General features: G+C 68.8%; 31 protein-coding genes, 1 tRNA gene and 2 pseudogenes. 19 read left to right on the top strand and 15 right to left on the bottom strand.

Annotation, left to right across the window (positions count from 1 at the left end):
- Window positions 1-23 precede the first annotated feature (23 nt).
- Window positions 24-428, bottom strand: a complete 405-nt coding sequence (locus QA802_RS18430) for a DoxX family protein (RefSeq protein WP_334523869.1) — start codon at window positions 426-428, stop codon at window positions 24-26.
- Window positions 429-636: 208 nt separating this feature from the next.
- On the opposite strand from QA802_RS18430, the gene QA802_RS18425 reads away from it, so the two are divergent.
- Window positions 637-1,110 carry a carboxymuconolactone decarboxylase family protein gene (locus QA802_RS18425; protein ID WP_334523866.1) on the top strand — a complete coding sequence of 158 codons (474 nt, stop codon included), beginning with the start codon at window positions 637-639 and terminating at the stop codon, window positions 1,108-1,110.
- 147 nt (window positions 1,111-1,257) lie between these two features.
- Entirely contained in the window at window positions 1,258-2,181 is a 924-nt protein-coding gene (locus tag QA802_RS18420; protein WP_334523863.1) for an RNA polymerase sigma-70 factor, read from the top strand.
- 290 nt (window positions 2,182-2,471) lie between these two features.
- Here QA802_RS18420 and QA802_RS18415 read toward each other — a convergent pair.
- Together QA802_RS18415 and QA802_RS18410 are read right to left on the bottom strand one after the other, a co-directional pair.
- Window positions 2,472-3,039, bottom strand: a pseudogene (locus QA802_RS18415) (fatty acid desaturase family protein); the annotation flags it as partial.
- Between the two features lie 122 nt (window positions 3,040-3,161).
- Window positions 3,162-3,971, bottom strand: a complete 810-nt coding sequence (locus QA802_RS18410; protein ID WP_334523860.1) for a hypothetical protein — start codon at window positions 3,969-3,971, stop codon at window positions 3,162-3,164.
- A gap of 191 nt (window positions 3,972-4,162) precedes the next feature.
- On the opposite strand from QA802_RS18410, the gene QA802_RS18405 reads away from it, so the two are divergent.
- From QA802_RS18405 to QA802_RS18375, 7 genes and pseudogenes are all read left to right on the top strand, one after another.
- Window positions 4,163-4,597, top strand: a complete 435-nt coding sequence (locus QA802_RS18405; RefSeq protein ID WP_319166602.1) for an Asp23/Gls24 family envelope stress response protein — start codon at window positions 4,163-4,165, stop codon at window positions 4,595-4,597.
- A gap of 38 nt (window positions 4,598-4,635) precedes the next feature.
- Window positions 4,636-4,863 carry a hypothetical protein gene (locus QA802_RS18400; protein WP_334523854.1) on the top strand — a complete coding sequence of 76 codons (228 nt, stop codon included), beginning with the start codon at window positions 4,636-4,638 and terminating at the stop codon, window positions 4,861-4,863.
- Window positions 4,860-5,306, top strand: a complete 447-nt coding sequence (locus QA802_RS18395; RefSeq protein ID WP_334523851.1) for an Asp23/Gls24 family envelope stress response protein — start codon at window positions 4,860-4,862, stop codon at window positions 5,304-5,306. Before QA802_RS18400 ends, QA802_RS18395 begins: the two co-directional genes overlap by 4 nt.
- Window positions 5,303-5,992, top strand: a complete 690-nt coding sequence (locus tag QA802_RS18390) for a DUF6286 domain-containing protein (RefSeq protein WP_334523848.1) — start codon at window positions 5,303-5,305, stop codon at window positions 5,990-5,992. The genes QA802_RS18395 and QA802_RS18390 overlap by 4 nt, the downstream gene beginning before the upstream one ends.
- Window positions 5,993-6,001: 9 nt before the next feature.
- Complete coding sequence (gene amaP / locus QA802_RS18385; protein ID WP_334523846.1) at window positions 6,002-6,595, top strand: alkaline shock response membrane anchor protein AmaP; 594 nt, start codon at window positions 6,002-6,004, stop codon at window positions 6,593-6,595.
- 10 nt (window positions 6,596-6,605) lie between these two features.
- Window positions 6,606-6,791, top strand: coding sequence for a hypothetical protein (locus QA802_RS18380; protein WP_334523843.1), 186 nt, complete (start codon window positions 6,606-6,608; stop codon window positions 6,789-6,791).
- A 137-nt stretch (window positions 6,792-6,928) separates the two neighbouring features.
- Window positions 6,929-7,318: pseudogene (locus QA802_RS18375) on the top strand (transposase family protein); the annotation flags it as partial.
- Here QA802_RS18375 and QA802_RS18370 read toward each other — a convergent pair.
- Together QA802_RS18370 and QA802_RS18365 are read right to left on the bottom strand one after the other, a co-directional pair.
- Entirely contained in the window at window positions 7,282-7,848 is a 567-nt protein-coding gene (locus QA802_RS18370; protein ID WP_334523840.1) for a Uma2 family endonuclease, read from the bottom strand. The pseudogene QA802_RS18375 and the gene QA802_RS18370 overlap by 37 nt on opposite strands.
- 198 nt (window positions 7,849-8,046) lie before the next feature.
- Entirely contained in the window at window positions 8,047-8,475 is a 429-nt protein-coding gene (locus QA802_RS18365) for a PP2C family protein-serine/threonine phosphatase (protein WP_334523837.1), read from the bottom strand.
- Between the two features lie 237 nt (window positions 8,476-8,712).
- Between QA802_RS18365 and QA802_RS18360 the strand changes: the two genes are divergently transcribed.
- Window positions 8,713-9,069: an immunity 51 family protein gene (locus tag QA802_RS18360; RefSeq protein WP_334523834.1), complete on the top strand. Its 357-nt coding sequence runs from the start codon at window positions 8,713-8,715 to the stop codon at window positions 9,067-9,069.
- Window positions 9,070-9,365: 296 nt separating this feature from the next.
- Entirely contained in the window at window positions 9,366-9,680 is a 315-nt protein-coding gene (locus QA802_RS18355; protein ID WP_334523831.1) for a PIN domain-containing protein, read from the top strand.
- A 90-nt stretch (window positions 9,681-9,770) separates the two neighbouring features.
- Here the strand turns inward: QA802_RS18355 and QA802_RS18350 are convergent.
- From QA802_RS18350 to QA802_RS18335, 4 genes are all read right to left on the bottom strand, one after another.
- Window positions 9,771-9,861, bottom strand: a tRNA-OTHER gene (locus QA802_RS18350).
- A 195-nt stretch (window positions 9,862-10,056) separates the two neighbouring features.
- Window positions 10,057-10,755: a PaaI family thioesterase gene (locus QA802_RS18345; RefSeq protein ID WP_334523828.1), complete on the bottom strand. Its 699-nt coding sequence runs from the start codon at window positions 10,753-10,755 to the stop codon at window positions 10,057-10,059.
- 46 nt (window positions 10,756-10,801) lie between these two features.
- The gene (locus QA802_RS18340; protein WP_334523825.1) at window positions 10,802-11,812 is read right to left on the bottom strand and encodes a zinc-dependent alcohol dehydrogenase; all 1,011 of its coding nucleotides are present in this window, start codon (window positions 11,810-11,812) and stop codon (window positions 10,802-10,804) included.
- Complete coding sequence (locus tag QA802_RS18335; RefSeq protein WP_334523822.1) at window positions 11,805-12,236, bottom strand: tautomerase family protein; 432 nt, start codon at window positions 12,234-12,236, stop codon at window positions 11,805-11,807. The genes QA802_RS18340 and QA802_RS18335 overlap by 8 nt, the downstream gene beginning before the upstream one ends.
- A 129-nt stretch (window positions 12,237-12,365) precedes the next feature.
- Here QA802_RS18335 and QA802_RS18330 point away from each other — a divergent pair, with 129 nt between their 5' ends.
- Complete coding sequence (locus tag QA802_RS18330) at window positions 12,366-12,950, top strand: TetR/AcrR family transcriptional regulator (RefSeq protein ID WP_334523819.1); 585 nt, start codon at window positions 12,366-12,368, stop codon at window positions 12,948-12,950.
- A gap of 27 nt (window positions 12,951-12,977) precedes the next feature.
- On the opposite strand, the gene QA802_RS18325 is transcribed toward QA802_RS18330, so the two are convergent.
- The 3 genes from QA802_RS18325 to QA802_RS18315 all read right to left on the bottom strand — a co-directional run bounded on the left by QA802_RS18325 (window position 12,978) and on the right by QA802_RS18315 (window position 15,033).
- A complete protein-coding gene (locus QA802_RS18325; protein ID WP_334523812.1) occupies window positions 12,978-13,454 on the bottom strand; it encodes a tautomerase family protein in 477 nt (158 codons plus the stop codon).
- An 82-nt stretch (window positions 13,455-13,536) separates the two neighbouring features.
- Window positions 13,537-14,163 (bottom strand): NAD(P)-dependent oxidoreductase, encoded by a 627-nt coding sequence (locus QA802_RS18320; RefSeq protein ID WP_334523809.1) that lies wholly within the window; start codon window positions 14,161-14,163, stop codon window positions 13,537-13,539.
- A 27-nt stretch (window positions 14,164-14,190) separates the two neighbouring features.
- Complete coding sequence (locus QA802_RS18315; protein ID WP_334523806.1) at window positions 14,191-15,033, bottom strand: aldo/keto reductase; 843 nt, start codon at window positions 15,031-15,033, stop codon at window positions 14,191-14,193.
- A 73-nt stretch (window positions 15,034-15,106) separates the two neighbouring features.
- On the opposite strand from QA802_RS18315, the gene QA802_RS18310 reads away from it, so the two are divergent.
- Window positions 15,107-15,772, top strand: coding sequence for a helix-turn-helix transcriptional regulator (locus QA802_RS18310; RefSeq protein WP_334523803.1), 666 nt, complete (start codon window positions 15,107-15,109; stop codon window positions 15,770-15,772).
- 468 nt (window positions 15,773-16,240) lie between these two features.
- Here QA802_RS18310 and QA802_RS18305 read toward each other — a convergent pair whose 3' ends face one another.
- On the bottom strand, window positions 16,241-16,996 hold the full coding sequence (locus QA802_RS18305) for a GntR family transcriptional regulator (protein WP_334523800.1): 756 nt from the start codon (window positions 16,994-16,996) through the stop codon (window positions 16,241-16,243).
- Between the two features lie 78 nt (window positions 16,997-17,074).
- Here QA802_RS18305 and QA802_RS18300 point away from each other — a divergent pair, with 78 nt between their 5' ends.
- The 6 genes from QA802_RS18300 to QA802_RS18275 all read left to right on the top strand — a co-directional run bounded on the left by QA802_RS18300 (window position 17,075) and on the right by QA802_RS18275 (window position 20,393).
- Window positions 17,075-17,353 carry a hypothetical protein gene (locus QA802_RS18300; RefSeq protein WP_334523797.1) on the top strand — a complete coding sequence of 93 codons (279 nt, stop codon included), beginning with the start codon at window positions 17,075-17,077 and terminating at the stop codon, window positions 17,351-17,353.
- Window positions 17,354-17,365: 12 nt separating this feature from the next.
- Window positions 17,366-17,677 carry a hypothetical protein gene (locus tag QA802_RS18295; protein WP_334523794.1) on the top strand — a complete coding sequence of 104 codons (312 nt, stop codon included), beginning with the start codon at window positions 17,366-17,368 and terminating at the stop codon, window positions 17,675-17,677.
- 199 nt (window positions 17,678-17,876) lie between these two features.
- On the top strand, window positions 17,877-18,101 hold the full coding sequence (locus QA802_RS18290) for a hypothetical protein (protein ID WP_334523791.1): 225 nt from the start codon (window positions 17,877-17,879) through the stop codon (window positions 18,099-18,101).
- Window positions 18,098-18,841: a GntR family transcriptional regulator gene (locus tag QA802_RS18285; protein ID WP_334523788.1), complete on the top strand. Its 744-nt coding sequence runs from the start codon at window positions 18,098-18,100 to the stop codon at window positions 18,839-18,841. Before QA802_RS18290 ends, QA802_RS18285 begins: the two co-directional genes overlap by 4 nt.
- Entirely contained in the window at window positions 18,838-19,140 is a 303-nt protein-coding gene (locus QA802_RS18280) for a hypothetical protein (RefSeq protein ID WP_334523785.1), read from the top strand. Before QA802_RS18285 ends, QA802_RS18280 begins: the two co-directional genes overlap by 4 nt.
- 560 nt (window positions 19,141-19,700) lie before the next feature.
- Complete coding sequence (locus tag QA802_RS18275) at window positions 19,701-20,393, top strand: Shedu anti-phage system protein SduA domain-containing protein (RefSeq protein ID WP_329338727.1); 693 nt, start codon at window positions 19,701-19,703, stop codon at window positions 20,391-20,393.
- Between the two features lie 331 nt (window positions 20,394-20,724).
- Here QA802_RS18275 and QA802_RS18270 read toward each other — a convergent pair whose 3' ends face one another.
- Together QA802_RS18270 and QA802_RS18265 are read right to left on the bottom strand one after the other, a co-directional pair.
- Window positions 20,725-21,375, bottom strand: coding sequence for a hypothetical protein (locus tag QA802_RS18270; protein WP_334523776.1), 651 nt, complete (start codon window positions 21,373-21,375; stop codon window positions 20,725-20,727).
- 205 nt (window positions 21,376-21,580) lie between these two features.
- The gene (locus tag QA802_RS18265; protein WP_334523774.1) at window positions 21,581-21,841 is read right to left on the bottom strand and encodes an Imm32 family immunity protein; all 261 of its coding nucleotides are present in this window, start codon (window positions 21,839-21,841) and stop codon (window positions 21,581-21,583) included.
- Between the last annotated feature and the right edge of the window lie 179 nt (window positions 21,842-22,020).

The raw sequence follows: 22,020 nt of genomic DNA, 5'->3' as shown, positions 1-22,020 counted from the left end.
CCCGTGGGCCTTCGGCAACCAGCTCACGCCGACCCGGGTGGCCAGCCGGCGAAGGACTCGGGGCCGAAGCGGCCCCATGCCAGGAAGAGAGCCAGGGCGAGGTAGACCAGGTCGCCCACGATCGTCACTCTCTCGCCACGGCGGAGGCGCATGGTCAGCGCGCCGGTGAACAGCAGCACCAGTCCGGTGGCGGCCAGCGGCACCAGAACCGGCGCGATGTCGAGCGCGGCGGGCAGTGTCAGGCCCGCCGCGGCCAGGAGTTCGACGGCGCCGATGGCCTTGAGGGCACTGGGGCTGAAGTCCTCGACCCATCGGGTGGCGGTGCCGCCCGAGGCGGCCAGCTTCTCCTGGGGCACGAACATCTTGGAACTGCCGATCAGGCAGACGGCGGCCATCAGTCCGGCGACGATCCAGAGGGCGAGGTTCATCATCAGCTCCTTGTTCCGGGATTGCCTGCTTCCCCTGGGACGAGACAGCACCCCCTCCTGTGACGTCCCCGAACACCCGAGTCCGGGGAGACGTGGATCACACGGGGGTCGGTGTCACAGGGCGTTGGGCTGTCTCGTCCCAGGGGTGTAGCCACCGGTGAGCAAGAGAACCGAGCACGCAAGAGAACCGAGCACGGAGGAGAACGCAATGGACGCGCGACTGAACTACTTCGCCCACCCGGCCGCCGCCAAGGCCCTCAAGCACCTCATGTCGGCGGGCAGGACGCTCAAGGAGTCGCCGCTGCCGGCCGTCACACAGGAGCTCGTGGCGCTGCGCGTGAGCCAGATCAACGGCTGCGCCGTCTGTATCGACATGCACACCAAGGAGGCCGCCGCGGCCGGCGAGACCATGGTGCGGCTGCACCTGGTGACGGCGTGGCGGGAAGCCACGGTCTTCACCGAGGCCGAGCGTGCCGCGCTGGAGCTGGCGGAGCAGGGCACCCGGGTCGCGGACGCGGCCGGCGGCGTCAGCGACGAGGTCTGGGCGCGTGCCGCGCAGCACTACGACGAGGAGCAGCTCACCGCCCTGGTAGTCCTGGTCTCCTTCATGAACACGGCGAACCGGCTGAACATCATCGCCCAGCAGCCGGCCGGCGACTACGAGGTAGGGCAGTTCCACTGAGTGGCCATCGGTGACCAGCCCGGGGGCGCTGTCGCAAGTCCCCGGCACAGGGCCGTTGCACGGCCCCTCCGACGGACCTCAAGATCACCAGAACGTCCCCGCGACGGGAAATACGGCCGGGTGGGAAGACCTCAAGGAGGACGCGGCGTGAACAAGGTCGAGGAGTTCCAAGAGCTACGGTCCCTGTTGTTCTCGATCGCCTACCGGATCCTGGGCAGCGTGAGCGAGGCCGAGGACGCGGTGCAGGAGACATGGCTGCGCTACGACGGCTCGACGACCGTTCCCACGTCGGTCAAGGCGTTTCTGTCCGCCACGGTGACGCGGATCTCGATCGACGTGCTGCGCTCCGCGCGGGTGCGTCGGGAGGAGTACGTGGGCCCGTGGTTCCCCGAGCCGCTGCTGAACGATCCGTATCAGGATCCGGCGCGCTCGGCGGAACTGGCCGACTCGGTGTCGATGGCGGCGCTGCTGCTTCTGGAGAGGCTCAGCCCGCTGGAGCGGTCGGTGTTCGTGCTGCGGGAGGTGTTCGGCTTCGGGTTCGACGAGGTCGCCTCGGCGGTGGGGCGTTCGGAGGCGGCGTGCCGGCAACTGCTGGTACGGGCACGGCGGCACATGCAGGCCGGGCGGCCGCGGTTCGAAGCGGACCGTAAGGAGCGGCAGGAGTTGGCGACGCGATTCTTCGACGCGCTCCGCGAAGGCGATGTCACCAGCCTGCGGGATCTGCTGGCGGCCGACGTGCAGATGGTCGGGGACGGCGGCGGCAAGGCCCCGCAGCTGGCCAGGGCCGTCGTCGGCGCGGAGAACGTGGCTCGGCTGCTGGCTTCCGTTTTCCCGCTGCTGGCCCGGATCGACGTGACGTTCGAGCCGCATGAGGTCAACGGCCAGCCCGGCGCCGTCTTTCACGACCGGGACGGCAAGGTTCTCCATGCCCTGACCCTCGACGTGCACGACGGGCAGGTCCAGGCCATCCGCTCGGTCATCAACCCCGACAAGCTGGGCCACCTCGGACCGGTTGCCGACGCCTGGGCCATCGACGGCGAGCTGAAACGGACCCGCCGTCAGATGAAATGACCCGGGTCCGGCGCGGGTTCGGCTCGATCGCCTGTCCGGCGATGCTGAGGTCGGGTTCTCGGAGGTTCCCGGCCTCATGTGGGCTGAATCCGCTCTGTCAGGCCCTCGTCCGACGACGAGTCGACGACAACCTTGTAGCGCCGGGCCGGGTCCCCGACCGCCGACCCGACCAGAGCTCGTCGTCGACGGTGACGCGGTCGTCGCCGTATGCCGGACAGTCGTGCTCCTGGACCGATGCGTGCCGTGTCAGTCACCGCATCGCGGGCCCCGACGGCTGCGGCAGCGCGTCTCTAGGCCTGGGCGAGGGGGTGCCTGAGTGGTGCTCCGGCCCGATGGAGGCTGGTGAGGGCCTGCCGGCAGGAGGTGATCAGCCCGGTCTCGAGGTAGTCCGCGCCCAGTCCCTCGCAGTAGCGCCCGACGATGGGCCGGGCCTTGCGCAGGTTGGGGCTGGGCATGCTGGGGAACAGGTGATGCTCGATCTGGTGGTTCAGCCCGCCCAGCGAGATGTCGGTGAACCGGCCGCCGCGCACGGTGCGTGAGGTGAGCACCTGGCGGCGGAGGAAGTCCGGGCGGTCATCGCCCGTCAGGATCGGCCTGCCCTTGTGGTTGGGCGCGAAGAGGGAGCCGAGATAGACGCCGAACAGACCCTGCTGCACGGCGAGAAAGGCGATCGCCATGCCGGGCGGCAGCAGCCGGAGCAGGACGGTCGGATAGACCGCGAAGTGCGCGAACAGCAGGGTGCCGTCGAGCGTTCGGTGCTTGAGTGAGCGGTTGGCCAGCGCCTTCACGCTCGGCGCGTGCAGGTTGAAGCCCTCCAGGGTCAAGGAGCGGGAAGAACAGGAACGCCTGCCGGCGGCCGGGTTCCCTGCCAGGCAGGTCTCACACCGTCGCAGGGCAGCGCAGGGTCGGCGGAATGACGGCCGCGCGCTTCACAGATGAACCCCGGGAACCCCGGGAACCCCGGGGAGAGGGGCGGCTGATCACTGAGGGGCGCTCATCATGCTGACCGGCGAGGTCCCTCGCCAGGCCGCGGTTTCCGTGATGAGGACGGCGACGGTGGCCGGGCCCGGGGTGTCGTCAGCGGTGGCTGCCTCGGCTACGGCCTCCCTGACGGCGCGGGCCACTTGCAATGGATGGTGTCCGGGGGCGACCGCGAGGTGAACCTCGATGTGCCGGCCGGGTGGATCATCATGGTCCTCCACCCTGACCGGGCGGCTGCCCAGCACGGCCGTGAGGCGGGCTACGCCCGGCACACCCGTCGCGACGGCCGCCAGCTCCCCGACGAGTCCCCGCATGGGCCCTGTGCCGGTCACCGAGGGCGGGCTATGCGCGGCCGCAGTTTCCGGCGTGGGCCTCATGGCCGTTGCCGCGGTCCGAGACGTCCCGCCTGCCTCCGGGACCTCACGGAGATCCGTCACGCGCATGTCAGCCGTCACCGTGTCCAGCCCGAGCCGTTCAGTGGCCGCTCCCAGCAGCGCGTTCCTCAATTCGGCGGCGGTCTCCGGCAGCGGCCGCACGAGGGATGCGGTGAAGGCGGCCTCGATGGTGAGCGGGCCAGGCGGTAGCGCGCCGGCCGGCGGACGGACGGCCGGCTCAAACGCGGGTTGGAGCGGCGCCGACCCGATGCGCAGGGACTCCAGCCGGACATCGGGGATCTCGGCGGCGGTGCGCCCGAGGGCCTGGACGGCCGCTTGCTCGGTGATCCACGTCCCGTCGTCGGGCCCGCCGAGCGGGAGCAGTCGGCCCAGGCCGAGCCGGCTTTGTACCGCCTGCTTCCACGCCTCGGTCACTGGCCTCTCACCCTTCTTCTCCACGGCCGCGGTTCTCTTCCCGCGGCGTTCTGCCCGGAGTGTCCGCGAGAGGTCGGGGCGGGGCCTCGGACCACCCCTTCGCGCGCCCTCCATCCGGGCAAAAGGTACTAAAAAGACTATAATCCGAGTAATAGGTGCTCTGTGTGGCCTCGCGAGGGAGGAATATCCCGATGACTGAGAACACCAGCGTCAGGCTCGGCGCTGCGCCCGGTTCGCGCGGCCGGACGACCATCGCCGATGTGGTGGTGGAGAAGATCGCCGGAATGGCTGCACGGGACGTACGCGGCGTCTATGCCCTGGGCAGCGGATTCGCCCGCTCGATGGGATCCATGCGGGAGCGGATGCCCGGCGCCGGCAGCGGCAAATCCGCCACGCGCGGGATCAGTGTCGAGGTCGGCGAGCTGCAGGCGGCCATCGATCTGGAGATCGTCGTCGACTACGGCGTCTCGATCACGGACGTGGCCGCCGCGGTGCGGGAGAACGTGATCTCCGCGGTGGAGCGGATGGCGGGCCGGGAAGTCGTGGAAGTCAACATCACGGTCAGCGACGTGAAACTGCCGGACGACGAGGAGGACGAAGGGGAGGAGCGGCAGCGGATCCAGTAGCCGGGGCGGAACAGCCCACTTGAGTGAAGGAGCGCGAGATGAGCAGGGCCGTGGTGGGCTTGATGGCCGGAATGGCGCTGGGTTTCGCCGCGTATTTCGGTGACTTCTGGGCTTTCCTGCTGGTGCTGGTGCTGGGCCTCGTCGGTCTCGTCATCGGGCGGTTCATGGAAGGTGATCTCGAACCGGGCGACTTCGTCCGCCGCCGGGACCGGCAGGATCGGATCCGCGACGAACGGCGACAGGCTCGGGGAGACTGGCAGCGGTGAGCGGGGAAGCCGATGAGCGTCCGGGCGTCCCCCGCGGGGAGCGTGGGGGAACTGCCGTCACCGACCGGGTCGTCGCGAAGATCGCGGCCCGGGTGGCGCGCGAGGCGCTGAGCCGGTTCGCCGAGTCGGCCGGCCACGTACCACCCGGCCGCCGGACGCCACACGTGAGCACATCCGTACGGCGGGCGCCGGAACGGACCGGCGCAGGCCAGGACGCCGAGTCCGCCGCCGGACGGCAGGCGGTGCTCGGCGAGGCACGGCTGCACATCACCGTCGAACTCGGCTACCCGTCCGACATCGGGGCGCAGTGCGCCGCGGTGCGCCGGGAGGTCACCGAGCGGATCAGGGTATGGGCCGGCATGGAGGTGTCCGACCTCGCGGTATCGGTCGAGCAACTGCACTCGGTGCATACGCGGCACACGGACCGGGAGAGGGTGAGATGAGCGCGAACACCTCGCGGCAGCCGACCGGTGACAGCGACCTCTCCTCCGGTCCGGGACCGGCGGCCCCGTCCGCCGACGGCACCCCGGGGCCGGCCGAGGGCGCTACGAAGGTGATCGACGGATCAGGCCGGTCGGCGCACCGTTTCTGGTCGTCGCGGCGGATTCCCGCGGCCTTGGCAGCGCTGCTGTCCGCCGCGGCCGTCGGATTTCTCCTGTACGACGTGGTCGCGGTGCGGGCAGGCCGGAATGCGATGCGCTGGCGGCGGCGGCTCGCCGAGGAACTGGCCACACGGCCCCTGGACGACGTCTGGATGATCGTCGGGGCCGCGGTGGCGATGGCCCTCGGCCTGTGGCTCTTCCTGCTGGCGGTGACGCCGGGACTGCGCAGGCTGCTGCCCATGCGGCGGCCCACCGGCATCCCGGGGACAGAGGACGTCCGAGCCGGGCTCGACCGCCGCGCGGCCGCCCTGGTTCTGCGCGACCGGGCCATGCAGGTGCCCGGTGTTCAGTCGGCACAGGTCGATGTCGGCCGCCGGAAGGTCAAAGCCCGAGCACGGGCACATTTCCGCGATCTTGAGGAGGTCCGCTCCGACCTGGACGCCGAGCTGGGCGAAGCCGTGACGTCCTTGGGCCTGGCCCGGCAACCCACGCTGGCCGTGCGCGTCCGGCGCCCCAAGAAGGGCTGAGGTGATCCGATGCTCAAGACGGCGAACCGGGTGCTGCTCGGACTGCTCGGCCTCGGACTGTTCGCCCTGGGCGGCGGCGCACTGCTGGGCGCACTTGACCTGCAGCGCCACTGGGATTTCGACGTGCCGGGCTGGTGGCCCTTCCGTGGGCCGGACGATGTGGTGCTGGGCGCCGAGGGACGCACCCGGTGGCGGGAAGAGGACTGGTGGTGGCCGACCGTGATCGCGGTGCTCGCCGTGCTGCTGGCCCTGCTGCTGTGGTGGCTCCTCGCGCAACGCAGACACCGCCTGGACCGTGTCCTCGTCGACAGCGAAGACGGCGTGCCGGCCCGGCTGGGCGGCCGCACGCTGGAGAGGGTCATCGAGGAAGAGGCACAAGCCCTGGACGGGGTCTCACGGGCTCATGTCCGGCTGACCGGCCGACGAACTGCTCCGACCGCACGCGTACGGCTGCTGCTGGAGCCTCACGCTGATCCGGCGCGGACCCTGGGGCAACTGAGCCGCGAGACACTCGCACACGCACGAGACTCGGCCGGCCTGGACCGCCTCCCCTCGAAGGTCCGACTCCGGGAAGCCCGCCACCGCGCCCAACGCGCCACCTAGCCAGGTCCCCTTGGGGCTGAGCCTCATGGTCCTCTTCCTGATCCTGCTCATCGCCGGAATCGCTCTGGTGGCCATCGGCGCGGCCGTCGACGGCATGCCCTACCTGATTTCCATCGGCGTACTGCTCCTCATCGTCGATCTGCTCTACCTGGCGGCCCGCTCCATCTGGCGCTCCACCCGGGGCCCGGCCCGCTGACCGGCTCCCGAAAGCCCCGTCCCCGTCCGGGCCTGACAGCAGCGCCCGCCCAAGGGCCGATCGCCGACAGGTCCGTTGTCAGTGCCTGCGCCTATGGTCTTGAGCGCGCGGTCGGCTTCCGGGGGTCTCCACCTGCTGGTCCGCGAAGTCGGGTAGTCGAAGACCTCGACTTCCAGACCGAGAAGACCAGAGAGAAGCACGGGCGCAAGCGCCGATTCCGGCAACTCATCTCCGGCATGCCGACCGGCAGGCTCCGCGCCCGGCTGACCTCCATGGCCGACGCCACAGGCATCGCGATCATCGCCGTGGACCCGGCCTACACCAGCAAGTGGGGCGCCCAGCACCGGCAAAAGCCGATGGCCGGCCCCACCCGTAGGACCACCCGGCACGATGCAGCGAGCATCGCGATCGGACGACGCGCCCAGCAACACCCGATCCGGCGACGGACCACACCGCCCCGTGCGCACCAGAGCGATGTGCACGGGCAGGGTCAGATCTGGCCGAGGTCGATCTCCACCGGGAAGGGGGCCGCTGCCTTGAGGACCCCGGTGAACACGTCTCCGTCCCGGTAGGCCTTCGTCGCAGGGTCGAGAACGTAGGTGTACACGAGAGGAACGCCTGTCGCGGCTTGCTCGATCCGCCAGTAGAAGCCGATGCCTGCCTTGGCGTACTGGTCGACCTTCACGATCCGGTCGGTGGTCTCCGATCCTGGCGACACCACCTCCGCGACCAGTAGCACGTGCTCAGGGCGGGTGGGGGTGATGTCGATGGTGTAACCGCGGTACACCACGACGTCCGGGCGGCGATTGGTGAGCGGGACGTCTTGAAGCCGGACGTCGGAGTCCGTGTCGGCGTTCCACTCCGGGCCCGCGGCGGCATCCAGGGCGTTCGCCAGAATCCGGGCCAGACGGTTGTGCCGCTTGGAGGCACTCGGACTCACGACGACCATCCCGTCCACGATCTCGATGCCGGCGCACTGCTCCTCGGACCAGGACTCGTACTCCTCCGCCGTGATCTGCTCATGCATCCACGCCGGGGCAACCATCTCGGCCGCCATGAAGCACCTCCCGGACACTGTGCTGCGGGCCCGATCCCGTTGGATTCAGCGTACTGTCCGCCATCCCTCCGGCACGCTGATCTCGCTCCCGCCCTCTTCCCGTCGGCCGGCATCCGACCAGCGAGCCCACGACAAGTGAGGACACGGCGCGGTGCACTCGTCACCAGGGCATCGTCGGCAAGGCTGCATGTGGCGATGTCATGGGCGACGGTGCACCGGGCGTGGGCCATGAGCAGGGTCGCGTCGTCCTTCGTGCGTTCCTGACGGGGGAAGGAGTGCGGGGACGATCTTGTCGCACAGGCACTCCAGACGCTCCTGCCCGCCCTCCTCGCGCGCCGCGGCCAAGTACCCCATCCCCGTCGTGGCCTCGCTCAGAGTCTGCTTGAGCTCGGAAAGGCCTTGATCCATGTCCCTGGCGGCGGACTCCACCAGACCATCGGTCCAGAGCACCACCAGGCTCTCCTCCGGCAGACTCAGTCGGTGGGTGCTGAAAGGCGGATTCGCGGCGCCCAGCGGCGGGTCGCCGTCCACCTCGGGGGAGCGGAGCGTGTCGTCGGGATGGAACACGAGCGGCGGGGGATGCCCGGCCGGTGAGTACGTCAGGGTCCGGGCGACGGGGTCGAACACGGGACGAGACCTCCGGCACCCCCGAGGAAGGCGGCCGCTCGCCGCATGACGAGCCGCAGCACCTGGGCTCCCTCGAGTTCCTCGTCCTGGGCCACGGACAGCCCCAGCCGCACCGGCTGCGTACCCTCGATGTGGTCCCCGGGCCCGGTATCTGTACCCGACACGTCGCCTCCCGCCTGCCGGCGGGGGAGGAGGCGGGCGCGTCCGATTGTCAGTGGCGGCCGTTACGGTCGCCACATGACTGATCGCGACGCTTTCGCCCCCCTGGTCTTCTTCGAGTACGACCACCAGCCCGGCAGTTTCTGCCTCATGCTCACCGACCAGCACATGCTGGACTCCGAGAAGATCTTCACGGACCGCGGGTACGACGGCTGCGGGTACGGCTGGGCCGGCGTGGCACGATCCGCTGTGCGCTCACGCGCCCCCGAACTGACCGGCCGCTTCGGCCTCGACCCGGAGGCGGGCATGTTCGTCGCGTACGGCGAGGACGCGGACGCCCTGCGGGCCCTGGCACCGCTGCTGGTGCAGGCGCTCCAGGACCACCGCCTGCTGGGGGAGTTGATCGACGCCGGCGAGCCGGAATGGTTCGACTGAGGCGGTCGGCGAGGAGGTGCCCGTCGCAGGGAGCGGTATTCCCGGCGAGGCATGGTGGACCTTCCTACCGAGGAGCGCGGCCCCCGGCAGCGTCGGCTGGTGATGTTCGGTGCCTGCTCTCCCGCCCCTCCGAGGGTCTGGAGTTCGGCGCGCGCTCCTACGATGCGCAGACGGACGCCGAGTGATCTACCTGTTCGACACCAATGTCGTCGCCGAGCTCACGACCCGGGCGAAGCCCGACCCGCGCGTCCTGGCCTGGTTCCGGGCCACGGCCCGGCCCCAACCGCTTCCTGAGCGTGATCACTGTGGCCGAGATCGAGGCCGGCGTTGCCGCCGCCCCGGACCCCGCAAGGCGAGCCCGTCAAGCACAAGCCCCCGCTGCGGTACGGCACGAATTCCGTGACCGCACCGCACCGACCGGCGAACCGGAAGCGGCCGCCTACCTCACCATCCACAAGACGCTCAAGGCCGTCGGTACCAGCATCGACCCACCGGACGCCCCGATCGCCGCCACCGCCCTGGCCAACGGCGGGACGGTGGCCACACGCAACATCAAGCACATGGCCCGAACCGGGGTTCTGGTGATCAATCCGTGGGAGCAGCCACTGTAGGTGGCCGCGGGGCCGGTGCTGTATCTGCGCTGTCCCGCAGGAGCCCTCCCGCCCGCTGGACGGAAGGGCCTTTGACCAGGTGTCTCTCTGTGCCCCCGGCAGGATTCGAACCTGCGACACCCGCTTCAGGAGTTTTCCGTGAGCGAGCTTGTGACCTGCGGAAACGTCCACTTCGAGGGGCCTGACCTGGGAAAACACCCCTCCGTAGTTCTCGCGTGTTCATGCGGTTTCCCGGCCCCATGTGTGTTGGATCCGTTCTGCCAGCAGCTTTTGACGGGGGATCCGCTGCTCATGCAAGTGCTTCTGCGGGATGGCCTCTTGCCTCGAAGGGCGAGCCGAAACGTGGTCGGGGGATGCGCCCTCTGTTCTCGACCGGTCACGGTTCTGCTTGCAGCCCCGGGAACAGGGTGCGAGTGCGGTGGGGGTCGGGAGCAATGAAGACCCCGTCGGCCGTGACGAGGATCGCGTCAGGGTCTGTCTGGATGGTGATCGACCCGCTCACGAAGATCTTGCGGTCGTCCGTGCTGGTGACGCGGGCGAGGATCCGCAGAGGTGTCTCCAGTGGGACCGGGCGGTGGTAGCGCATCTGGAGGGAGACGGTCAGGCCGGGCGTTCCGGCTGCTGCGCAGGCGCGGCCCATGAGTTCGTCCAGGAGCATGGCGCTCATGCCGCCGTGGCCGTAGCCGGGCGGCCCTTCGTGGGCGATGCCGAGCGTGCAGTGACCCACCAGGCCGTCGGCGGTGGGCTTCACCTGTACGGGCGGGGCCAGCGGGCTCCCGGCCCCGGTCACAGGGCTGTAGATACGTGTCTCTGTGGGGAACTCGTCCACCTCGGGGATCTCCGCCCGCGACCGCCGTCGGCCCGTCAGCTGGCTGGTGATGGCACGGACGCCGTCCGCCACGCGGTGGAGGGTGTCCGGGGAGGCGGCGGTGCGGACGGTGGCTTCCACCAGAGCGCGCAGTTCGTGGCCGAGGCGGGTTATGGCCGCCCTTTGGTGTTCCAGTTCCTCGGCTGTCGTTCGCGTGGGTTGTGTGGCAGTGCCAATGGGTGGCGGGTCGGTGAGGGAACTGTGCATCGGGCTTCTCGGTGGGGTGGGCTGGTGGAGTGAGTGCCGGGTGGGGTCAGTCATCGGCCCGGACGAAGACCGGCTTCAGGTGCTTCTCCGGCAGTGCGGTCGGCAGGTCCTCCCAGTCGATGACGTGGGAGACGACCTTCTCGGGGGCGACCTTGCCGGAGGCGGCGAGTTCGAGGGCGTCGGGGATGTGGGCGCGGACGTTGTCGCGGGCGATGCGCAGGGTGACGCCGGTGAGGTACATGTCGAGCAGGGGCAGCTCGCCGGGGCGGAAATGGTTGCCCGCCGACTCGCAGATCCCCTCCGGACTCAGGGACTTGACGGCCAGGCCGAGCTGGTCGACGCGGCCGGTGGCCTCGACGGCGATGTCGTAGCCCTGGGGGATCGGTTCCAGGGCTTCGGCGGTGGCGGCTCCGAACGCGCGAGCCAGGGTGCGGTGTTCGGGGTCGGGGTCGACGTAGAGCACCTCGGAGGCGCCGAGCGCGCGGGCGATGTCGCACACGTAGAGGCCGATGCTGCCGCGGGCGACGACCAGGACGCGTGCTCCGGGGCGGGCCTCGAGGTGAGGGGCGACCAGGCGCCAGGCCAGGGACCAGTTGTCGCTGGCGGACGCCATGGCGACCGGGTCCAGCCCGGCCGGTAGCGGGACCAGCATGGCGTCGGCGTAGGGCACGCGGACCAGGTCGGAGAAGAGCCCGCCCCAACTGCCGCCGATCGGTGCGCCGTACATCGCCATGTAGGGGACGGCGGTGCAGTGCGCGGTCAGCCCGGCCCGGCAGCGCTCGCAGGTACCGCAGTTGACGGACCAGGGGACGACGACCAGGTCACCAGGGGCTACGGCGGTGACGGCGTCGCCGCTTTCGACGACCCGGGCGACACACTCGTGACCGAGGGCAAAGGGCGGCTCGATGAAACCGTGCCCGGCCAGGATGGAGGAGTCCACGTCGCAGGAGGTGGCGGCCACCGGTGCGACGATCGCCTCCCCGTCGGACTGGAGTTTCGGGTCGGGTGCCTCGCGCCACTCGACGGTGCGCTTGGCGACATAGGTCAGTTCACGCATCGGTGCGCTGTCCCTTCGCCAATGCCACCAGGTCGTCGTAGCGAATGACGGAGCCGCCCGCGCCCCACGTGCCGTCGGGCTGCTCGTGCACCAGCACCCACACCCGCAGGGCGTCGTCCGGGCCGAGGCCGGCCGCGGCCAGGACGTTCTTGGTCGCCTCCTCGACCAGGCCCGCCTTGCGGCGCTCGGACAGGGCTCCTTGCGGGACGGTGACCTCTACCAGGAAGCGCGGCGCGTCGTCCTCGGCGGTGATCTGGGCACCTTCCGGCAGTTCGGTGAGGTAGCTCCACGCCTGGGCGCGGAAGAACGCCGTGTCGGGTGCGCCCTCCCAGCGCAGCAGTACGGCGGCGAGGTCGCGCTGGATGCTCTGGCGGCCTTGTTCGGTCAGGGCGCCGGCCGGGGCCGTGAGCCGGATCATCGGCATGGGCATACCTCTCTTCGTTTCGTTCGACTCTTCGCTCGACGACGCAGTTCTATGACGGTCGTTATAAGCGACGGTCACGCTAGACTATGACGGCCGTTATAGCCAGTGGGGTCAGAAGGGATCGTGTACGTGACCAAGCCCAGCCCGGCGGCGCGCGAGCGGATTGTGGCCGGTGCGGCCGACATGATCAGCCGGCGTGGTCTGAACGCGACGAGCATCCGCGAGATGGCCAAGCACGCCAGGGCGCCGCTCGGCTCGACGTACCACTACTTCCCTGAAGGCAAGCAGCAGTTGGCCACCGAGGCCGTCCGCTATACGGGCGAGTGGGTCGCGCGCCGTCTGCGGAAGGAGCTGGAGGCGGGGCCGGTCGCCGGGTTGCGGGCGTTCCTCGCCCTGTGGCGCAAGATCGTCGTCGACAGTGACTTCAGGGCGGGCTGCCCGGTTCTCGCCGTCTCCATCGAGGAGCCGCCCACTGACGAGACGCCCCCCGCCGTGGTAGCCGCCGCAGACGTCTTCACCGCATGGGAGAGCCTGCTGTCCGCCTCGCTGCGCGAGCATGGCGCCGAGCGCGAGGAGGCGGTCCAGCTCGCCACCCTCGTCGTCGCGGCCGTAGAGGGGACCGTGGCCATGTGCCGCGCCAAGCGCAGCATCGAGCCCCTCGACCGCACTGCGGAGCAACTGCAGGCGCTGATCCTCGCCACGATCAAGGGCTGAGTCGGCCCGCGCTCGACGCCTCGGGCTTCAGACGCCCAGCGCGGCGCGGACGGCCTTGACCCTCTCCTCCGTGAACACCCCGCTGTCGAGGAGCGGGAGGACGGACAGTACGCCCCCGGACGAGCCCCAGCTGCCCTCGTCGATCACGCGGAAGTTGACCCACCACGTCGGTGACGGCTTCTGCAGTCCGCAGGCCGCCGCCAGTGCGGCAAGGACGCGTTCGATGACCTGGCCTCGTACGTCCGGCTGCCAGGCGGCGTCCATGACCGCGATGTCGATCACCATCACGTCGAGTTCCTGGTCGGCGTCCGAAAGCAGCCGTCCGCCGATCGCCATCATGTCCCGCTCGCGCTCGACGAAGTGCACCTGGAACCCGACGCGGGCGGCCGGAGCCGGCTGTCCCACCTCGGGTACCAGTACCGCGTCCGTCAGCGTCTCGGCCAGCTCGCGGCGCTGCTCCAGGCTCAGGCGGCCCCTCGGGGCGTTCACGGTAATGATCGTCACAACATCCTCCTATGACAGTCGTTATAGAGGTCGGCATATTACACCCGTCTATAACGACTGTCATAGGGGGCGGTGTGGGCGCTCAGTCGGAGATCACGGCGGTGCGGTGGATCCACTCGCTGCCCTGTGCCGCCGTGTGCATGAAGGCGGCCACGTCCGCACGGCTGATTGTCGGGTTGCCCTTCATCGGCAGCCGGTCGTCCGCCCGGTAGGTGCCCTTGGCGGGGCCGTGGGTCAGCCTGGTCGGGTACACCACGGTCCAGTCCAGCCCGCTGGAGCGGATGCTCTCATCCGCGATCGCCTTGTCGGCGTAGATCGACCGCAGCAGCGTGCCGTAGATCAGCTTCTGCGCGCTGCTCGACCAGCCGAAGGTGTGGCCGACACCGAACGAGGACAGCCACACCAGACGGGAGACACCCGCTTCTCCGGCCGCGCCGATCACGGCCGCAGAGGCGCGCGTGAACAAGCCGTCGGCGCGCACCGAATTGCCCCTGCCGAGCGCGGAGACGATCGCGTCGTGCCCGGCCGCCGCGGCGGCGAGGTCGCGGTGCGAGGTGGCGTCGCCGGTGACCGTGGTGACCTGCTCGGCCAGGTCACCCAGGGCCGCCGGATTGCGGACGAAGGCCGTGACCGAGTCGCCGGATCGCACGGCCAGGTCGAGGACATGACGACCGGTGGGACCGGTCGCACCGAGGATCAGCAGCTTCATGACAGGGGGCTTCTTTCGTGTGCGATGTCAGGAGAGGTCGGCGAGGTCTTCGTCGGTGAGGGCGATCGCGGCGGCAGCCATGTTCTCCTCCAGGTGGGAGAGGGATCCCGTGCCCGGGATGGCCAGGGCCACCGGCGATGAGGCCAGCAGCCGGGCCAGGCCGATCTGGGGGACGGTGGCGCGGTGCCGGGCCGCCACCTTGGCCAGACGCTCGTCGTCGAGTTCCCGACCGCCACCCACCGGGAAGAAAGGCACGAAGGCGATGCCGGACTCCTCGCATGCGGCCAGGACGTCCGCTTCGTCGCCCTGGGCGGCGTGGTTCTGCACGGCAGTGACAGGTGCGATGGCGCGAGCCTCCGCGAGATGACCGGTGTCGACGTTGCTGAGGCCGAGGTGACGGATCAGGCCCTCCTCACGCAGCGCCGCGAGCGCCTCGAAGCGCTCGGCGAGGGACTCACCCTGCGGGGGTTCCATGGCGCCGATGCGCAGGTAGACCAGGTCGAGGCGGTCCACGCCCAGGCCGTCGAGGTTGGCTTCGACAAAGCCACGCATGTCGGCCGGGGTGCCGTGGGAGAGGCCGTCGGGGCCGACGACTGGGCCCACCTTGGTGGCGATGACCAGGTCGGACGGGTAGGGGTGCAGGGCCTCACGGATCAGGGTGTTCGCTCGCACCGCACCGCCGGCGCTGAAGTAGAAGTCGGCGGTGTCGATGTGGTCGACCCCGAGTTCGACGGCGCGGCGCAGTACGGCACGGCCGGCCTCGGGGTCGCGGGCGGGACCGCCCATGCCGTCCTTGGAAGGCAGGCGCATGGCGCCGAAGCCGAGCCGGTTGACGGGGAGGTCGCCGCCGAAGCGGAAGTCATTGCTCATGAGCTCCAGCCTGCAAGGCTCGGCATCGGCCGACGAGCCCGTGGCATGTTGCTGCCACCGGCACAATGGACGTATGCCACAGGTCGTGATGCTTCGCGGTGATCTTGAGTTCTGGGCGCGGATCAAGCCCTTGACGGAGTCCAACGACGTGGAATGGGTCAACGTCGCCCGCGACCTCGACACCTGGCCCGGCGCGCGTGAGGCCGCCCGCCTGACGATGCGCCGTGACGGGGCGGTTCAGGCCCGCAAGCTGTACAGTCCCGCCGTGCTCGCCGACGAGCGCGACCGGGAGGCCCTGCGCGAGATGGCCGCCCACGGCATGCGGATCAGGATCGCCGCCACCCCGTTGTCCCGGGGAACCTTCTTCATCGACCGACGAACCATGATCCTCACCAGTCCCATGACGTCCGCCCCGGCCGCTCACGGACACCGCACGTACACCATGAGCGCCGCGCCGGCCTTGGTCGACGGGGCGTACGCGCTGTTCGAAGCCGCTTGGGAGAGCGCGACCGACCTCGCTGCCTTCCTCAGTCCGCAACGGCCCCTGATCGACGCCCAGACCGGCAGGGTCCTGCGCGCCTTGACCTCCGGCGTCACCGACGAGACAGCCGCACGGGAACTCGGCATGTCGCTGCGCACCTACCGCCGCCGGGTCGCCGAACTGCTCGTCACCCTCAACGCGGGCTCCCGTTTCCAGGCCGGAGTACGCGCGGGCGAGTTGGGCCTGATCCGCGGGTGATCGTCGGCATCAATCGGCACGTCGGCCCGCAGCCGCATGTGTGCTGCGAGTACGCCCTCCCGCCTGATGGACGGAATGGCCTCTGACCAGGTGTTTCTCTGTGCCCCCGGCAGGATTCGAACCTGCGACACCCGCTTTAGGAGTTCGATCTACGCCCGCGCCTGGGGTCGTCGTCGGCTGGTCCGGCGGTCGCGTGGGGGTGCTGCTGTGTGCTGCCGTCCGGCCTCGTTGATGTCAACGTTGGATGTCACCGAAACAGCTCCGGAACTGGGCAGACCTCCAGCGGTTCCTCCGGCCGGTCCGCCCACCGCCACCATGTGTGCCGATCGGGGCACCGCCACAGAGACCGGCAGGTCCTCCGACCGTCTTCGTCCCGCTTGGAGAGCAAGAGACCGCCGGACTTCATGGGCTGGCTGCATTCGGGACAGGGCGCGGCGTTCTCGGCCATAGGGCGAACTCCAAGCGGCGCTACCGGTTGATCGGGATCTCGTAGACGATCTCGCAGTGAGCCGCGGGCACCACGATGTCCGCCGTCTCCACGGGCCGCCCGTCGTCGCTGTAGTACGTCCGTCGGATGTGCGTGACAAGCGCGGCCTTCTGGACGCCGAGCAAGGACGCCTCCTCGGCGGTCGCCTGCCGCGGCTCCGGCTGCTCCACGGCGTGGCCGACGGTAATGCCGATCGCGGCCATGCGGTTCACGACGCCAGCCCCTGCGTGCGGCCCTCCCTCGGGGAGGACGACGAGTGTGCCGGCGGTGAGGTCGTACGGCTCCCAACTCGTCGACAGCTGCACGGGCCTGCCGTCCGCCAGGAACTCGTACGTCGTACGGACGCACAGCTCGCCCTCGCCGATGCCCAGCCGTGCCGCGATCTCCGCTGGCGCCGGCACCTTGGCGTCGGTCCGGCTCTCCCAGTCCCCTTGCCTGCCGACGGCCTTCATGTCCACGCGGAAAGGCGACCCGTTGGGCTGCTCACGCGCCGAGGAACGGACCACCCGCACGCGCTGCCGCGGCTCGGCGACGTAGGTGCCCGATCCGGCACGGCCCTCCAACACACCCTGGGAGATCAGCAACTCCTGAGCCCGGCGGACCACGTTCTCGCCCACGCCGTACTCCTCGCCGATCTGGGCGCGGGAGGGCAGGCGGTCTCCCGGCTCCCACACGTGCTCCGCGATCCGTCGCCGGAGTTCGTCGGCGATGCGGAGATAGGGCGGCTGCTCAGGCATATGGAAAATCTAGTCCACTAGCTCTAATCTAGTTAACTAGCTTTACTCAAAGTGATCGCTGGTGACGGAGGCTGCCCTGTGCCCGCTTCGGGAGTTAGCGCTGCGGCCCTCGCCGCCCGGCTGTCCGCCCTCGGGCTGCTCACGAGAGTGGAGGAACACCCCCGGCACACGTCGGTGGAAGCGGAAGTGCCGGAAATGCTCTCCGCCGAGTCGTGGCGGGCGGTCCTGGACGTGGTGGCGGAAGCCGATCGCTTCGGCCTCCTCGCCACCAGCATGAACGGCCGCACCCTCTGGGCGGTCGTACGCAAAGCGGTCCCCACGACGGGCGATGTCGGGGGACCGGGCCATCAGCGATAGGAGCTGAGCAGCGTGCTCAACCGTATCCGCCGTGCCGTCTCGCTCACCAGAGAGCGGCACTTTCCCAGGGGCAGGCACCGCCGCCCCTTAACGGCCTCCGGGCCGTCGGCCGCTCCCGCCGCCTCCCTGCCTCCGGACAGGACGACGGCCGCCCGCCGGCGTGGCTCCGACGGCGTGGACCACCGGTCAACGCTCAGGGGTGAGGACATCGCACTCGTCCGCCCGTACGTACTGGCCTGGGAGAAGCGCGTGAGGGCGCGCGAGGTGGTCGTCGCCCCCTATCTTCCGGCCGACGCGTGGTCGGCCCTGGTGGGGGTTCGCTGATGCGCCCCCGTCGACAGACCCGCGTCACGGACACCTCGGCCGTCCCCTACCGATCGACCGCATGCCGGATCGGCACCCACCACGCCTGCGCGGAGTCCTCTCCGGCCTCGGAGCCGGTCGACCTCCCGGTGGTCTACGAGGCGTGCGACTGCCCGTGCCATTCGATGTCCGGCCAGACGACGCCTTCGGAGGTGCAGCGGTGAGGGAGCGGGTACCTGGCGGCACGCTGGCATCCAACGTCGAGGTGACCGCGGCCACCGTGCAGCGCGGCGACATCATCCAAATCGGAGGCCGTGCCTGCCGGGTGCAGGACCTCTTCCAGCTCTCCCAGGGCGCGAAGCAGATCCTCTTCGACTCGGGTGAGTTGCTGACCATACACACGCGGACCCGGCTCGTCGCCGTGCGGATGATGAGGCGGCGGTGATCCGGTCCGTGTCTCCTCGCCACCACGACATCGCCGACGATCTCCGGCACCAGATCACGACCGGCCGCCTCAAGCCCGGCGAACGACTCCCGTCCGAAACCGGCTTGGCGGACCAGTACAAGGTCAGCACAGCAACGCTGCGGAGTGCCCTCGCGGTGCTCCAGGGCGAGGGCCTCGTCGAGAAGATCCACGGCAAGGGCAACTTCGTCCGCCGCCCTCTCCGCCGGATCATGTACGTCGGTGGCTGGGGGACGCTGGACCCGTGGACCGCCGCCGAAGCGGCCCTACACGTCACCGTTCGCACCGCCACAGTCCAGGCCGACGGACATCTGACGACCTTGCTGAGGGTGCCGACGGGCAGCCCTCTCGCGGAGTTCTCCTGCGTCAGTCACGAGGGGGAGTCACCGCACGGACTGGCACGTATCTACATCCCGCGCGACCTGGCGCCGGCCGGAGTGCTCGACGACGAACCTTCGTGCCCGGAGGCAGTCAGGAGATTCGCCGTACTCGGCCCTCCGCCAGCTGCCGTCCGGGAAACGGTCTGCGCCCGCCCGCCGACGCCGGACGAGTCATCGACCCTGCGAACCAACTCCGCCACGCCAGTTCTGGCGATCACGCGCGTCGCGACCGACCCCACCGGCCGAGTGGTCGAGGCGGCCCTTCTGGTCTTCCCAGGGGACCGAGCCGACGCAGTCTTCACCACCCACCACACGTCCGACGAGAGGCAGACGCCAGGATGACAACACAAAACGAACTGCGCCTTCTCCCGTGGTCGGGCCCGGAGGGCAAGCCCTGCTACCTGAGCACGGATGACAAGGGCGGCTACATGTCTCGCCTGGCGGACAACATCGAAGCGGAGCAGCTCGAAACGGCAGCGATGCTGTTGGAGCACGCTTCGAACACCCTCGATGACCAAGGCACGGACCGGGAGGACCTACGCCGGTTGACCGGTGAACTGATCGGAGCTCTCCGGGACGTGCTCCGCGCAGCAACCAGCCGCGGTCACCTCCTGGGGGTGAGCACACCGCACCGCTTCTGAAACAGCGGCCGTAAGCAACGCCCTGCCGCCGACGACCCTTCGTCTCAACCGGGGAGGGGAGCCCGAGCATGACTCGGCTCCCCTCCCCGCTGCGTTATGCCGGCTAGCGCTGAGACCGGGGCACCGGAACAGAGAAAGCGGCCCCTCTTCGACGGCCTGAACCTCAGCCGACGACAGCCAGCCACGACGGCGGGTGCGCCGACCGACCACGCACGCGTGTGTCTCGCCGCACCTCAACGAGCCTCAGCCACGCTGCCGGTGACGTCGACCAGAGAAGCTGTGACGGCTGGTTCAAGTTGCGACACTGCAACGGCTCCGGAGGCCGCTTGGCTCCTGGGTAACGAGGCAGGTCATGGCCTTACGCGACACAGATCTGGCGGAACGAGTCCACGGGTAGTCCACGGTCGCGAGCCGAGGAACCTAGCCGCGGCGGAGCCGTGCTATGCAGCGGATTCGGCGCCCTCCTGGCTCCCCCTTCTCCATCGCCACCCTCGGCAGCGGGGCACCCGGATCCACCAAAGAGGTCCCTCCAAGCCGTCCCCACAAGGCAGTATCCCGGTATGGATGATTGGGACGCATACACCCTGTCAGTTCACGAGCAACTGACTGCTACAGGATTCGTTCATGTGTGCAAGTGGGCGGGACACTTCGATCCAGAGACCTTCACGAAGTACGAAGAGGTTCTGTCAGCTGCCGAGGATGAGAAACCGATCCAGAAGTTCCTGGAAGAGAACCCGTGGATGCTGATCCAGCAGATGGGAGGAAGCTGCAGATGGATTCGCCCCCAGGTGAGACTGGGTGATGCTTACGTACCCGATTTCCTGGTGGCCAGACTCGACAGCTACCAACTGAACTGGACACTCGTCGAGCTGGAGAGCCCCAGAGCTCCACTCTTCATGGCGAGCGAAAAGAACGCCAATCGACCCGCAGAAAAGCTTCGAGAAGGACTCGACCAGATCACCGAATGGCGGCGATGGCTACGCGCAAACACGGACTATGCTCAGAGGCCGCGTGGAGCCGGGAAGGAAGGCCTGGGGCTTGTCGAGATCGGCGACTGGGCCAACGGACTGGTCATAATTGGCAGACGGTCTGAAATGACGATAGCGCAGCGCAGAACGCGTGATCAGTTGGCTTTTGAGAGCAGGACAAACATTTACACGTACGACTGGTTGACCGACGAGGGTCGCAGAGTCCGCGGACGTGTAGAGGAGCTTGGAGACGGCACCTGCGAAGAGTGCTCGATGTTCCTCTAGCCAGGAGAACGCAGGACAGGGTTGACGGGTCCGCCAACCGCTCAGGCACGCGTGCAGGGCACCCACCACCGGGCCTCAGTCACGCTGTCTGGCGATGTCCGCCAGAGCAAGCCGTTCCGGGGAACCGTGGTTGGGCGGCCTTGAACGATGACCTCGTCGTCCCGAAGTAACTTGGGATGGGGCTGTGCCTTGGGCTGGCGTGGCTCTCACCTGCACTTGCAGTCTGTAGGTGTTCGCGCTTGTCCGCCGTTGTGCGTGGGCGTTGTCACGCAGTTAGACACTCAAGCGTGTCCAGCGCGTGCGTATGGTGCCCCGTGGCGGCCCGCCAGACTCAGGTCTTCTGACCCTTGAGAATGCTCGCGGCAAGGTCGTCGACGGACCGTCGGAGCTCTCGTTCTGACAATGAGTCTTTTGGACCGAACCGCTCGACGTAGAGCGTTGCTCCGTCACCTACGGCGATGGTGAGTTGGGCCTTCCACGCATCGCCGTAGAGGACTTGGCGAGCAGCTGCTCGCCCTTCTATCAGCAGCGGTTCTGCCTTCTCCGGGATCACATCTGTCCCATCCACCGTCTGCTGCAAAGACGCTGTGGTGGGGTAGAAGGCGACTACAAAGCCAGCTGGTTCAGCGGCGCCGTCTTCCGTCATCATCAGATAACAGGAAGCTCCACCGTTCTCCTCAGACATGGGCGACGCTTCCCTGATGCTGAGTTGCTTCTGCATGGCATCGTTCACGAGCTTGCAGACTGTGTCCTCGCTGACCCCGGCGAGGATCGGGGTGCTTCCAGACGTCGCGGCGCTCGCGGAGCCAGAGGCATGCGCGATGGCGTAGCCGATGCCGACACCGACAGCCAAAAAGAGCATCGCGGTGATGGCCAGCCCTCTTGTCAGTGGCCCACGGCGGCGCTTCGTGAAGTCTGCAGCTTCCTTTAGGGGGGCCGCATCCGGGCCGCTCTCGTGTGCTGACGTGTCCTCGCTGACCATGGCGTGAGCATCACATCGGTACTGAGGTTGCTGCCGCGGTGATGCCTGATCGTTACGCACCGTGTGTGAGGCCATCAGCTTGGGAAGCTCAGGGCGTCCAGGGCGTGCTCCAGACCTGACCAGCGACGGGGGGATGTAGACGGACGGGAGACGGTTGATTGCTTCCCCGCTGTTCCCCGTGGTTCCCCGCACGATCTGGCACGAGTCATTCGTCGTCGCTCCGCTCCAAGACCAGGCCCACGGAGCCTTCCTCGAGCCCGTGATTCTCCTCCAGGTGGAGGTGAGCCCCGTCCGGTGTGCTGTCCTGGGCGAGCGTGAGGAGGTGGCCGGCCAGGGTTTTCAGCCCGGCTGCGTTCGCCTCGATGACGATCTCTCCGCCCAGGTTGCGCACCTCGATGCGTGAGCCTTCTTCCCACGTGAAGACTCTGGTGGTTCCGTCGGTCACCGCACTCACGTGAGTGGTCATCGACGGAGCAGCACTGGGTTCAGGGGCCATACCCCAAGCATCGCGTACTCCAGGTCGGCAGCGACGGCGAGACTGGATGATGACCGCTTCGCCCCGAACTCTCGGCTGAGTGATCATTGAGGTCCAGCGGGCTGGTCAGTTGGCCATGGACGGCTTCTGGCGGTCTGCTGCGGTTGCGT

This window comes from Streptomyces sp. B21-105 (assembly GCF_036898465.1).
Lineage (GTDB): Bacteria > Actinomycetota > Actinomycetes > Streptomycetales > Streptomycetaceae > Streptomyces.
Note: the sequence above shows the minus strand (reverse complement) of the source record. Positions and strands in the feature narration are given on the sequence as shown.